Genomic DNA, 12009 nt, shown 5'->3' on the forward strand with positions numbered 1-12009 from the left:
TGCCCAGGGCCAGCCGGGGCGGGCACCTACTAGGGGGGCACCAGCGCGTTCGCGGCGGGCCGGGGCAGCTTGGCGGCGCAGCAGCGTGGTTATTCTGGCTAAGGGCTAGATGGCTAGCCTGCCGCTTGCCTACGGCACGCGTCGGCTGCAAGCGCCGCGAGCGCCAGCAGCAGCGTTTGCGGCTCGGGCACGGAGGAGGTCCCCGTGATCATCCCGGGCACGCCGCTCGCGGGGGGATTAAAAATGCCCACGCCCCACAGGCCGAGCAGCTCGTTCAGCTCGCTGTTGTCGATTGTCGGGCCCTGCGGCGGGCGGGGAACCAGCTTTCGCGAGCCGGCGGCGGGGCCCGCAACGACGACTCGCCCCGCGTCTGCCCCAGCACAGCACAATAATTGCCCCTCCTCCACAGGAGGAGGGGCTAGGGGAGGTGGCAGAACCCGGGTACACGCGGTCCCCCCACCCCCCCGTCTCCCGCAATGAAGGGGCCTCCCCCTCAACGGGGCGGGGGGCGGCGGTGCTAGCGGTGGTAAACCGGCAGCCTCAACTCACGCGGTGGACTTTGCCGATTAGACCAACAGAGCGTGCGCACCGTGCGTACCGCTGTCGGCTTCGGTTCCTTGCTAGCACCCTATGGCGATCACCTCGGCGACTACCGATCGGTCCGGCGGGCCCCGGCTTGGGCAGAAGCGTCCGCTCGCGCGGAAGGCGATCGGGCGGATGGGTCCCTGGCAGCTGGTACGCGTGCTGGGCGAGGGTGCCATGACGCGTGTCTACCTGGCACGCCCCGCCGAACACGAAGACGCCCAGCCGACCTACGCGGTGAAGTCGCTGAAGCGCGAGTGGTGGAGCGAGCCGGCGGCCATCGCGGCGCAGCGCCGCGAGGCGTGGATCGGCGGGCGGGTTTCGCACCCGAACCTGGCCCCGGTGCTCGCCTCGGCGGTGACGGCACCGCCGTTCTATCTGGTCACGCCCCGGCTGGGGGGACAAACGGCCGAGGCGATGCTCGGCACGGGCGTGAAGCCGGCGCTGCCGGTGGCGTTGTGGATCGCGCGCCAAGCGGCGCAGGCGCTCGAGGCCCTGCTCACCGGCGCGGGCGTGATCCACAGCGACGTGAAGCCCGGCAATCTGATGGTCGGCCCCGACGGGCACACCACACTGCTGGACCTGGGCTTCTGCCAAACGGCCCACGAGGCACGCAGCTGGGTGGATCGCCCGGTGGTGGGAACGCTGCGCTACCTGGCACCCGAGCGCGTGACCTCGGCCACCACGATCGATACACGCAGCGACCTCTACAGCCTGGGGGCGACGCTCTATGAGCTGATCGCGGGGCGTCCGCCGTTTGCCGGCGAGACCCCGGCGGCCCTGATCGCCCAGCACCGCGAGGCACGGCCCGCGTGCCTCCACGAGGCGGTCCCCGGCACGCCCAAGCGCGTCGCCTCGCTGGTGCATCGGCTGCTGGCGAAGGATCCCCTGCGGCGGCCTTCCGCGCCCGCAGAAGTGATCGACGAACTGATGCGGCTCGAGATCGAGTGTTTTGGGGTGCGTTAAGCCCGCACGGGGACGCAGCGACCGGCCTGCTACACTAGGGAGCACGTTCGCTCCAGTTCTCTCCGGCTGAAACCCCGATGGCCTCTCCGCTGCTCCGCCGCGCGGATCAACTCTCGATCGCGGTGCTGACCGGCATCGTGCTGGCGGGGATCGTGGCGTGGTGGATCGGCAACGGCGGTCACCGGGGCGAGCTGATCACGATCGACAACGCGCCGCCGCTCGAGTATCGGTTCTTGGTGAATCTGAACGAGGCCGCTTGGCCCGAGCTGGCACAGCTGCCGGGCGTGGGCGAGACGCTCGCCAAACGGATCGTCGCCTCGCGCAATGCCGACGGCGCGTTTCGGGCGGCCGATGACCTGCGGCGTGTCAACGGCATTGGTCCCCGCAAGCTGGACGCGGTGCGCCGCTACCTGCTGCCGCTGGCTGATGAGGCGCAAGTGGCTCACGAGGCCGGTCCGCCCGCCAGCGCCGTGAACGCCGCCGAGAAGCGCGGCTAGCGCTATCCGTGACAAAGGGGTGCAGGCTGGTCAGCCGAAACGGGTTTGGCTTAAGCTCGGTTTCGATTTTGCCCGCAGCCCCTGTCAACTTGCTAACTCCCATGCGTATCACGCTGCTCGATGGTCACCCACGTTCAGGAAGCCTCTGCCACGCGCTGTGCGACGCCTACGCCCGGGGTGCCGAGTCAGCGGGGCATGAGGTGCGCCGGCTGGTGGTGCGCGAGCTGGATTTCGACGCGTTCCAGAAAGGCTACAAAGAGGCGGAAGCGCTCGAGCCCGATCTCATCGCGGCACAAGAGATGATCGCGTGGTGCGAGCACCTGGTAGTGGTGCATCCGGTCTGGTGGGGCTCGTCGCCCGCGTTGCTGAAAGGGTTTATCGACCGCGCGTTCCTACCCGGCTGGGCGTTCAAGTTCCACGCGGGCAAGACTTGGTGGGATCGTCTGCTCACAGGCCGCAGCGCACGCGTGATCCAGACGGCCGCGACGCCGAACCTGTTTATCCGGCTCGCCTACTGGAGCTGCGCTGCAGTGGCGATGAAGGCGGGCACGCTGGAGTTCTGCGGCTTCAAGCCGGTGCGGCTCACGCAGTTCGGCGGTATCGGCATGGGCTTTACCGAAGCGAAGGCGCGGCCGTGGCTCGCCAAGTGCGAGGCGCTCGGCAAAGCGGGTGCGTAATGGCCAGACAACGCCACTCCCATCACTAAAAAACCCCAAGCCGCTTCGCGGCGCTGGTCTTAAAAGATTGGTTGGCTGGCCAATGGCGGGACTTCAAGGCGCGCGGAACTTCTTGCCGTGGCCCGGAATGATCCAGTCGGCGATCTCCAGCACCTTCTGCCGGCTCAGCTCGAGCGCCGCGGCGTCTTCCGCCAGCGGATCGACCGCCGGCTGCATGTCTTCGTTCCACCAAACGTGGGTGAGCACGACCACTCCCTCGGTCGTTTCAACCACCAGCGAGGCGTCTTCGCGTGTGTGGCCCGGAGTCTGCATGACCCACACGCCCGGGGCGATCGGGTGGCGGTCGGGGTGATCGCGCCAGATGTCGTTCTCGAACTCAAAGGCAAAGTCGATCACCTTCGCGCGGGGGAACATGCCGATGTTGATCGTGTGGTCGGGATGGTGATGGCTGACGTAGACATGTGTGACGTCGTCCACTTCGACGCCGTGCGCGGCGAGGCCCTCGGTTATCAACGCCCGATCGGCAACCATGCCGGGATCGGCGACAATCGTCGCTCCCTCGGCCAGGATCAGCACCACGGTGCTCGCGACGCGGCGTTCGCCGTCAGGCGTTTTGCCGGGGATGAGTTCCTTACCCTCGATCGGGGCAACGTAGCCCTCGCTGAGAACATGGACGACAGGGGCCGCAGCGGCGGTGCTCGTCATCAGTAGCCCGACGAGCAACACGAGCAGCAAGCGAAACTTTGCAGACATCATCGACACCATCGGGGGGAGAAGTAGCGACCGTCAAGGCCTATGAATTGCGATGCCTGTAGCGGGGCCCGTAGCGGGGTCGCTAACGTAACCGCTGCCGTACGGGGCACAGCATCCTACCGCAACGGTTCGCGGTGGAAAAACACAATAGTATAGGCAAATTGTTGGCTGAACTCCCTACGGCAGAGGCCTTATACTTGGTGCCCCCCCGCCACGCATCTGGCCGGGCCGCTTACCGCCTCTTGCCCGTTAGCTAGTCCGACCGTCCCCGAGGGGGGCAACGCTCATGTGGTTACGCTGTCTGCTTGCTGCGATCCTTCTAAACGCTTTGGCAGCTCAAGCTGCGGCGGCATCGCCCAAGCCCCGGCTGGTACTCGACGCTGACACCGCCAACGAGATCGACGACCTGTTCGCGATCACGCGGATGCTCCGACAGGATCGGTTCGAGGTTGTGGCGCTAAACTCGACACAGTGGTTCCACTATCTGGCCAAAGATTGGATCGGCCCCACAGAGACCACCGTCCAGGCGAGTCAGCGTTACAACGAAGAGTTGTTGCAAGTCTTGGGACGCCTCGATCTGCCGCACCCTCAGGGATCGGAGGAACCGCTCGGCAAGCCTTGGGGGGGCTTTGATCCAAAAGACTCTGCTGCGGCCCAGGCGATTATCGAGCACGCTCGTGCGACCCCGTCCAACGAAAAGCTGACGGTCGTATGCCTGGGGGCGGCAACGAATCTGGCGACCGCAATCCAGCTAGCGCCGGACATCGTTCCGCGGCTGCGCTGCTATGTGCTGGGCTTTCGCTACGAGCCCGAACGGGCCGTGTGGAACAAGTCAGAGTTCAATATTCGGCGTGACCTAAACGCTGCCGATTTGCTGCTCGATACAGCGGTGCTAGAGCTGCACGTGATGCCCGCAAATATTGCCGAGCCGCTGACCTTCGACCGACAGAGGACCTGGCGTCGGCATCAGGAGATGGGCGAAGTCGGCCGGTTGCTAACGTCAAAGTGGCGCGAGCGATTTGGCGATTTCGCAACTTGGGTCATGTGGGACCTAGCGCTCGTCGAAGCGATCCTTGAGCCGCTGTTGGCAACCGAGCGGCTCGTCGCAAACCCACCGGAGAACACCTCGCGCGAGGTCTGGGTCTACGATTCAATCAACCCAGACGCGATGCGCGATGACTACTGGCAGGCCGTAACTCGGCCATAGGTCGTGAAGCCCGTTTCCGCCGTCAGACCACCATCAGTCGTCGAAGACGCCGTCGGGGATGTCACCGCCATCAGCGACGGCTGACAGGCTCTTGAACACCTCAACCTCCAGATCGTAGGGCAGCGTGTGGACGCTCCCGTCGAGAAAGGCGAAGTGCGAGAGCTGGCTGTGCTCGCTCCCGAACTTGCCCCGATAGGTGTCTTGCGGCCCCTCCGGGAAACCGGCCGAGCTGCGGCGGATAACGGTGTGGCGCGAGTTGCCGGCAAAGAGCGCCGTATCGCCCCGCAGATAGTCCTCGGTGCCGTCATCCGCGTCGGGGATTTCGGGCGGCAGATACTTCTCACCCATCGCAAGGGTTTTTGAGAGCCCATCGGTCACCCATTGCGCCGGTACACGCGAGCGGGTGAAGATCGGACCGAACTCGCTGCCGTCGAACTCCTCGCTGCCAAACGACGCCATACCGTGGCGTGTGCTGGTGCCCGCGTTGGCGGCGTAGTCACCACCGGCAGCCACGCCCGGGGCTACTGAAGGCGCTTCGTCATCGCCGAAGTCACTCGAATCAAAATCGCGGTCAGCGGCCGGTGAACGACGCGAGGGGCAGTAAAACGCATCCAGCGGCGTTCGCATCGCCGTTGCGTTTAGGTCGGACCATGCCGGCTCGTCCGAACGCCATGCGTCGTACTGGGGCTGGGCTTCTAGATACGGCAGCAGTGCGAAGGCCCACGAAACCGCGTACTCGTCGGTCCCGTCAGGATGCTGGCGCGATCCGTACCGGGCCGGCGGGAAGTAGCCACTTGTGTCGTGATACATCTGCGTTGCCAGACCGAGCTGACGCAGATGATTCTTGCACTCGGTGCGTCGGGCGGCCTCGCGGGCGGCTTGCACGGCGGGCAAGAGCAGCGCGACCAGGATCCCGATGATCGCGATTACCACCAGCAGTTCTACGAGGGTGAACCCTCGACGCACGCATCGGACGGACATGGCGTTCTTCCCCTCAACGAAACCCGGCCGAGGCTCTGCCCGGCTGAGGCTTCCGATAGATCTTCATAACGGTTAATTCACCTTATGGGGTCGGGGAGTGGTTGGCAACTATCGCAGACACGCTGTTGGGGGGTGGGGGACGACTCGCGGGTGTTGCTTATTGAGCAATCCGCCTTCGGCAATCACGATCATCCCCCGTTCGGGGCGGCGTGGGGGCGGTAGAGCTGCGGTCGGTGCGACGCCAGCCAGGCGCCCAGGCCCTGCGGCCCGTCGCGCAGGTCGCTGAGCCACGCCACGGCCGAGAGCGTCACAATACCCGCATAGTCGGCTAGCAAGTCGGCCACCGAGCAGGTGCGGTGCGGCGTGAGCGCGTTGGTAGCTTCTTCAATCGTGGCAAGAATTGCAGCGATCGCCATGCCTGCTAGCAGGCTGGTCGCTGGTCGATAGCCATGCCGTCTGATCGCCCGGGCGACAAGCACCGCAAACAGGCCGACGATCAGGAAGTGAACGACCTTATCGCCAACGAAAACGCCGCCGATCCACAGCGGCAGGCCGTGGGCCGCCCCGTGATTTGCCGCGTAGGTCCAGGTCGCCACGAGCGACGAAAAAGTTGCTAGTAAGAACATGTCGGCCCCTCTCTAGTCCGAAATCCTCCGCCGGTGCGACGCAGAGCGTTCCATCGCTCCGTCTGGTTTCACGCCAGCTACGAACGACAGAGCGAAAGGCGTGCCAAAGGCCAATCTCGGTTCGGTGAGCCGGCCTCTCCACTGGTTCACCTGCGGGCGAAGATGCGGTCCAATAGAAGATTGCGCCCCCGCACGGCTTGGCTGATCGTCAAGCTCACCCGCCTGGGTGCCAACGCGCCCCCCTCCCGCCCCTGCGCCCTGCGGATTGGTATGCCACCCTTCCAACTCACCAGCGACTTCAAGCCCGCCGGCGATCAGCCGGCCGCCATCAAGTCCCTCGTGGACGGGCTCAAGGGGGGCAGAAAAGAGCAGGTGCTCATGGGCGTCACCGGCAGCGGCAAGACGTTCACCATGGCGAATGTCATCCAAGAGTTGCAGCGGCCGGCGCTCGTCTTGTCGCACAACAAGACGCTCGCCGCGCAGCTCTACAGCGAGTTCCGCGAGTTCTTCCCCAACAACGCGGTCAGCTACTTCGTCAGCTACTACGATTATTATCAGCCCGAAGCCTATATCCCGCAGCGCGATATCTATATCGAGAAAGACGCGTCGATCAACGAAGAGATCGACCGCATGCGGCTGGCGACGACCAGCTCGCTAGTCAGCCGCCGCGACGTGATCGTTGTGGCGAGCGTCTCGTGCATCTACGGCTTGGGTTCGCCGGAGGACTACAAGCAGATGATGGTCGGGCTGGCCGTGGGCGACCTCGTGGACCGCGACGAGGTGCTGGCCAAGTTGATCGACATCCAGTACGACCGCAACGATCTGGATCCCGAGCGCGGCAAGTTCCGCGTGCGGGGCGACTCGGTCGAGATCTGGCCGGCGTACGAGGAGTTTGCGTACCGCATCGAGTTCTGGGGAGACGAGGTCGAAAAGCTGTCGATCATCAACCCCACCAGCGGGCAGGCAGTAGATCAGCTTCAAGAGATCTACATCTATCCGGCCAAGCACTTCGTGCTTCCCGAAGAACGGATCGCTAAGGCGATCGATCAGCTCAAGCTCGAACTCTCCGGACGCCTGGAGTTCTTCAAGCGCGAAGGAAAACTCCTGGAGGCGCAGCGCCTCAACGCCCGCACGCGTTACGACATCGAGATGATGCTCGAGATGGGCTACTGCCCCGGGATCGAGAACTACTCGGCACCGCTCTCGGGCAAAACACCGGGCGAACCGCCCAACACGCTCTTTGATTTCTTTCCCAAAGATTACCTGCTGTTCGTCGACGAGAGCCACGCCACGGTCAGCCAAGTGGGGGCCATGTACAACGGTGACCGGGCACGCAAAACCACGCTTGTCGAACACGGTTTCCGACTACCCAGCGCGCTGGACAATCGCCCGCTCAAGTTCGACGAGTGGCAAGAGCGGATCAACCAGTGTGTCTACGTCTCGGCGACCCCCGCGGACTATGAGTTAGAACGCACGGGGGGCGAGGTCGTGGAGCAGATCGTCCGGCCCACGGGCCTGCTCGACCCGGTGATCGAGCTCTCTCCCGCCCGCGGCCAGGTGCCCCACCTGTTGGGCGAGATCCGCCAGCGCGTTGCAGCCGGCGAGCGGGTGCTCGTTACCACGCTCACCAAACGGCTCGCCGAAGACCTCTCCGGCTATCTTGCGGATCAAGGTGTGCTCTGCAAATGGCTGCACTCCGAGCTGGACGCCTTTGAACGAGTCGAGCTGCTGCGTGATCTGCGCCAGGGCAAGTTCGACTGTCTGGTGGGCGTCAACCTGCTGCGTGAAGGGCTCGACCTGCCCGAGGTGTCGCTGGTCGCGATCCTGGACGCCGACAAGGAAGGCTTCCTGCGGAGCGAAACGTCGCTCATGCAGACCATCGGTCGCGCCGCGCGGAACGTCAACAGCAAGGTCATCCTCTACGGCGATAAGGTAACCGGCAGCATGCAGCGCGCGATCGACGAGACCGATCGGCGCCGCAAGCTGCAAGAAGAATACAACCGCGCGCACAACATCACTCCCGAGACCATCAAGAAGGCGATCCGGAGGGGCATCGAGTCCGACGCCGCGGCCCACGCCCGCGCGAACGCCGCGGTCGGTCACACCGATGAAACACAGTACGTCACGCAGGAGTATCTCAACGAGCTCGAGAAGGAGATGTACGAGGCCGCGGATCAGATGGAGTTTGAGCGGGCTGCGATCCTCCGTGACCGCATCGAGAAGATGCAGGAGAGCATCGGCATGAGCATCAAAGCGGTCGAAGCGGGCCTCAAGAAGTCGGTCGGCAAGAAAGGTCGTCGCGGCAAAGGGGGGACGAAGAAAGCCAAGGTCCCGCGTCCTAAGAAGGGGGTCTGAATGCCGACTTCGGCCGTTCCGACGGCAACACACGCTGTAAGACCAAGCATGCCCAAACGACTCGACAACCCGCTCCCTCACGACAAGTCCATGCTCTCCTGCTACACGAAGTTACCCGGCAAGGTGGCTGCCATTGTCGCGGGCAGTCCGCTCTGCAGGTTGCTGATGTGGGGGTTGCTGCCGTGCGGGTTGCTGCTGTGCGGGCCCCCGGCATTGCTTGCGCAAACGCCGTTACCCATGCCGGCAGCGACGGATCCCGCAGAGCCCGCGAAGCCCGCCGCGCCTGTCGCAACCGAGATTGCCGACGAGTTCACCACCCCACGCAAGGCTTATCGCGCCTTCTTGGAGCGGATGACCGGAGACGAGAAGAAGAAAGCGGCGGAGCTGCTAAACCTTTCCGATCTGAACGCCGAAGCGGTTAAGGCCAAAGGGCCCGAGCTGGCTTACAAGCTGTACTTTGTGCTCTCACAACTTGTCACCCTCCCCGAAGGGGTGAAGTGGCCGCTGACCACCGACGGGGCCTACGCGGCGATTCCGAACGAACCCGACGCAGACACCCCTTGGATCGTTGGGTCGCTAAATCGTTTTGTTGACTATCGCGCTACTCAGATCGAGCTGACCCGCGACGATCAGAAGCGTTGGCGCTTCAGCCGTGATACGGTCCAGCGGATCGAAGACCTGTTTGCCGAGGTCGAGATCGAGAGCGAGCGGCTTGCGATCGCCAAGGCGAAATCTCCAGCCGCGCCGTCCCAAAAGGGCATCCCCGCCGATCCGTTCCGCGACGCGGAAACCCCTGTCGCAAAAACCACCAAACCGTTCCCGATCTGGTTCCGCGAGCTGTTCCCCGCTTCGCTCCGCACCAAGGCGCTCGCCTGGCAACTGTTGCCAACGTACCAATGGATCTGCTTGGCGCTGATCGGCGTGATCGGCCGCGTTGTCGAGCGTCTGAGTCGCAGCGTACTGACACGCTCCAGCGACGGGGTTTTGCACCGGATCGATCCCGATTTTGACGACACCACCCGCAAGGTGTGGCGCCCGGTCGGTCGGCTTGTAAATGCAGCGGTGTGGTACGGCGGAGCCCTAGCGATCGGCCTCCCCTACGAGGTGGTGAACATTTTACTGGTCGTGCTGCGTGTCTTCACGATCTTTGCCGCGGTCTGGGCGGCGTTTGCGATTATCGATCTCGTGGCGGGCTACTTCTCTCGTCGGGCTAAGCGGCGCGCGTTGAAGTTTGACGACCTCGTGCTGCCACTTGCGACCTCCACCGCCAAGGTCGTAGCCGCGCTGGCTGGGGTGCTGGTGGCAATCGCGACGCTCTTCGACACGCTCCCCTCGACGCTGATCGGCGGTCTAGGTATCGGTGGTTTGGCGATCGCCCTGGCTTCGCAAGAAACTCTTGCCAACTTCTTCGGCTCGATCACGGTGCTGTTCGATCGCCCCTTTGAAGTGGGCGACTGGGTGCTGGTCGAAGGAATCGAGGGAGAGGTCGAGTCGGTTGGCTTCCGCAGCACACGGCTCCGCACGGGGATCAACTCGCAGGTGACGCTGCCCAACAGCAAGCTCGCCGCGGCAAGCGTCGACAACTGGGGCCGTCGCAAGTACCGCCGCTATCGCTCGGTGCTCGGAGTCGAGTACGGAACGCCACCCGATCGGGTCGAGGCTTTTTGCGAAGGCATCCGCGAACTGATCCGCCGCCAACCCCACACCCGCAAAGATTTTTACGCGGCGTACTTCAACGACTTTGGTGCCAGCTCGCTCGATATTTTGGTCGTGGTGTTTTTCGAGGTTCCCGACTGGCCCACCGAACTCCGCGAGCGCAGCCGACTGCTCTTGGATATCCTGCGGCTGGCGGAGCGGTTGGGGGTTGGTTTCGCCTTCCCCACGCAGACCGTGCATCTATTTAAGGGGGAAACTCCCCCGCACCCCGTCGACCTGACGCATACTGAGCGCGACGGCCAACGTCTTGCCGCGGAGATCGCCGGCGAGCTGCTCAATTATCAGGATCGCCCCGGCAAGGTGAAGTTTACCGGTCCCACACCGATCGAGCGAAAGTTGTGAAGCCCAATTTTCGCCAAGACAGGCGCTGCCGGATAACATGAGCCGCATGAATCTTGCCTCGCTTAAAATCCGCTGGCTTGCCGTCTGGGTGTTGGGGCTAACTTATGCGGCCACGGAGACACCAGCGAGCCCCTACTCAGACCTTGTTGTCTTTGGCGACAGCCTGTCCGATCTGGGTAACACCTCGGCGGCAACCTTCGGGCTGCAACCCGGTGCGGGGTATTTCAGCGGTCGGTTCAGCAACGGACCGGTCTATGCGGAACACCTCTCGACAGGGCTCGGCCTAGGCACGCTCGCGCGCAGCGGCACAGGCGGAACGGGCTACGCTTATGGCGGTGCCGAGACTAACGGCCCGGACGGCTTCACCGGGGTGTTTATCAAGTCGCTTGTTGAGCAAGTCGACCTGTTCCTCAACCGGGTCGGCAGCGGTGCGGATCCCGCAGCCCTGTATGTGGTCTTCATCGGGGCCAACGACTTGCTTGGCGGTCAGACCAACGTGAATCAGCCGGTCGGCACGGTGCTCGCCCAGATGTCGCGACTCGTTAACGCGGGGGCTCGGCAGTTCTTAGGGATCAACCTGCCGTTGCTCGGTTTAACGCCCGACTACAACACGAACGCCACCTTGGCAGCGGCGATCAGTGCCACCACTGCCGACTACAACGCGGCGCTGGCCACGGCTTACGACTCGCTCCAAGCGGCCACCGCGGGGGTGATCGTTCACGAGCTCGATCTGCAATCGCTGTTCTCGCAGCTCGTAGCAACGCCCGCGCAGTGGGGATTCACTAACGTCACCGGCCGCGGTCAGAACGTTGCCAGCGGCTTAAACGCGCCCGGCTACATCTTTTGGGACGGCGTGCACCCCACACGCGAGGCGCACGCCCTGCTGGCCGACGCCGCGATCCGTGCGGTCTTGCCCACGGGAGACTACAACCGCGACGGAGTTGTCACCGAGGCTGATTACTTCGTCTGGCGTGACGGCTACGGCACCGCCTTCAGCGCAACGCTCGGCCAAACGAGTGGCTTGCAAGCCGACGGCAACGGCGATGGCCGCATCGATGTGGAGGACTACACCCTGTGGCGCGACGCGCTGAACTCGGCGAGCCGCTCCGTGCCGGAACCCACCGCCTGGGCGCTGGCAAGCCTGCTCGCAATGCTAGGTGGAACAAGATCTCCGCGTACCGCCCGACCCATTTGCTGATAACTTTCTACTGGCGGGCACCCACTTTTCTCACGGGACTAAGCAGCCCCCATGCATTGTCACCGCTTAACGAGCTCCTTTGTCACCACACCAGTCGATGCGCACTCAG

General features: G+C 64.0%; 11 protein-coding genes. 7 read left to right on the plus strand and 4 right to left on the minus strand.

What is annotated here, in order from left to right; genetic code table 11:
- Nucleotides 1-113: 113 nt before the first annotated feature.
- Entirely contained in the window at nucleotides 114-407 is a 294-nt protein-coding gene (locus Pla111_RS11080) for a hypothetical protein (RefSeq protein WP_146574336.1), read from the minus strand.
- Nucleotides 408-630: 223 nt separating this feature from the next.
- Here Pla111_RS11080 and Pla111_RS11085 point away from each other — a divergent pair, with 223 nt between their 5' ends.
- From Pla111_RS11085 to Pla111_RS11095, 3 genes are all read left to right on the plus strand, one after another.
- Nucleotides 631-1548, plus strand: coding sequence for a serine/threonine-protein kinase (locus Pla111_RS11085; RefSeq protein WP_146574338.1), 918 nt, complete (start codon nucleotides 631-633; stop codon nucleotides 1546-1548).
- 77 nt (nucleotides 1549-1625) lie between these two features.
- Nucleotides 1626-2045, plus strand: coding sequence for a ComEA family DNA-binding protein (locus Pla111_RS11090; RefSeq protein WP_146574340.1), 420 nt, complete (start codon nucleotides 1626-1628; stop codon nucleotides 2043-2045).
- A 101-nt stretch (nucleotides 2046-2146) separates the two neighbouring features.
- The gene (locus Pla111_RS11095; RefSeq protein WP_146574343.1) at nucleotides 2147-2722 is read left to right on the plus strand and encodes an NAD(P)H-dependent oxidoreductase; all 576 of its coding nucleotides are present in this window, start codon (nucleotides 2147-2149) and stop codon (nucleotides 2720-2722) included.
- A gap of 93 nt (nucleotides 2723-2815) precedes the next feature.
- On the opposite strand, the gene Pla111_RS11100 is transcribed toward Pla111_RS11095, so the two are convergent.
- Entirely contained in the window at nucleotides 2816-3478 is a 663-nt protein-coding gene (locus tag Pla111_RS11100; protein WP_197524959.1) for an MBL fold metallo-hydrolase, read from the minus strand.
- A gap of 325 nt (nucleotides 3479-3803) precedes the next feature.
- Between Pla111_RS11100 and Pla111_RS11105 the strand changes: the two genes are divergently transcribed.
- Nucleotides 3804-4682, plus strand: a complete 879-nt coding sequence (locus tag Pla111_RS11105) for a nucleoside hydrolase (RefSeq protein ID WP_197524960.1) — start codon at nucleotides 3804-3806, stop codon at nucleotides 4680-4682.
- A 33-nt stretch (nucleotides 4683-4715) separates the two neighbouring features.
- Here the strand turns inward: Pla111_RS11105 and Pla111_RS11110 are convergent, their stop codons facing one another.
- Together Pla111_RS11110 and Pla111_RS11115 are read right to left on the minus strand one after the other, a co-directional pair.
- Entirely contained in the window at nucleotides 4716-5663 is a 948-nt protein-coding gene (locus tag Pla111_RS11110) for a DUF1559 domain-containing protein (protein ID WP_146574346.1), read from the minus strand.
- A 188-nt stretch (nucleotides 5664-5851) separates the two neighbouring features.
- Nucleotides 5852-6289 (minus strand): VanZ family protein, encoded by a 438-nt coding sequence (locus Pla111_RS11115; protein ID WP_146574348.1) that lies wholly within the window; start codon nucleotides 6287-6289, stop codon nucleotides 5852-5854.
- A gap of 270 nt (nucleotides 6290-6559) precedes the next feature.
- Here Pla111_RS11115 and uvrB point away from each other — a divergent pair, with 270 nt between their 5' ends.
- From uvrB to Pla111_RS11130, 3 genes are read left to right on the plus strand one after another with little or no spacing between them, the layout of a single operon-like run.
- On the plus strand, nucleotides 6560-8644 hold the full coding sequence (gene uvrB, locus Pla111_RS11120) for an excinuclease ABC subunit UvrB (RefSeq protein ID WP_146574350.1): 2085 nt from the start codon (nucleotides 6560-6562) through the stop codon (nucleotides 8642-8644).
- Between the two features lie 48 nt (nucleotides 8645-8692).
- Nucleotides 8693-10702, plus strand: coding sequence for a mechanosensitive ion channel family protein (locus tag Pla111_RS11125; protein ID WP_197524961.1), 2010 nt, complete (start codon nucleotides 8693-8695; stop codon nucleotides 10700-10702).
- A 46-nt stretch (nucleotides 10703-10748) separates the two neighbouring features.
- On the plus strand, nucleotides 10749-11900 hold the full coding sequence (locus Pla111_RS11130) for an SGNH/GDSL hydrolase family protein (protein ID WP_197524962.1): 1152 nt from the start codon (nucleotides 10749-10751) through the stop codon (nucleotides 11898-11900).
- The last annotated feature ends 109 nt before the right edge of the window (nucleotides 11901-12009 follow it).

The sequence above is a fragment of the Botrimarina hoheduenensis genome, from assembly GCF_007859815.1.
Lineage (GTDB): Bacteria > Planctomycetota > Planctomycetia > Pirellulales > Lacipirellulaceae > Botrimarina > Botrimarina hoheduenensis.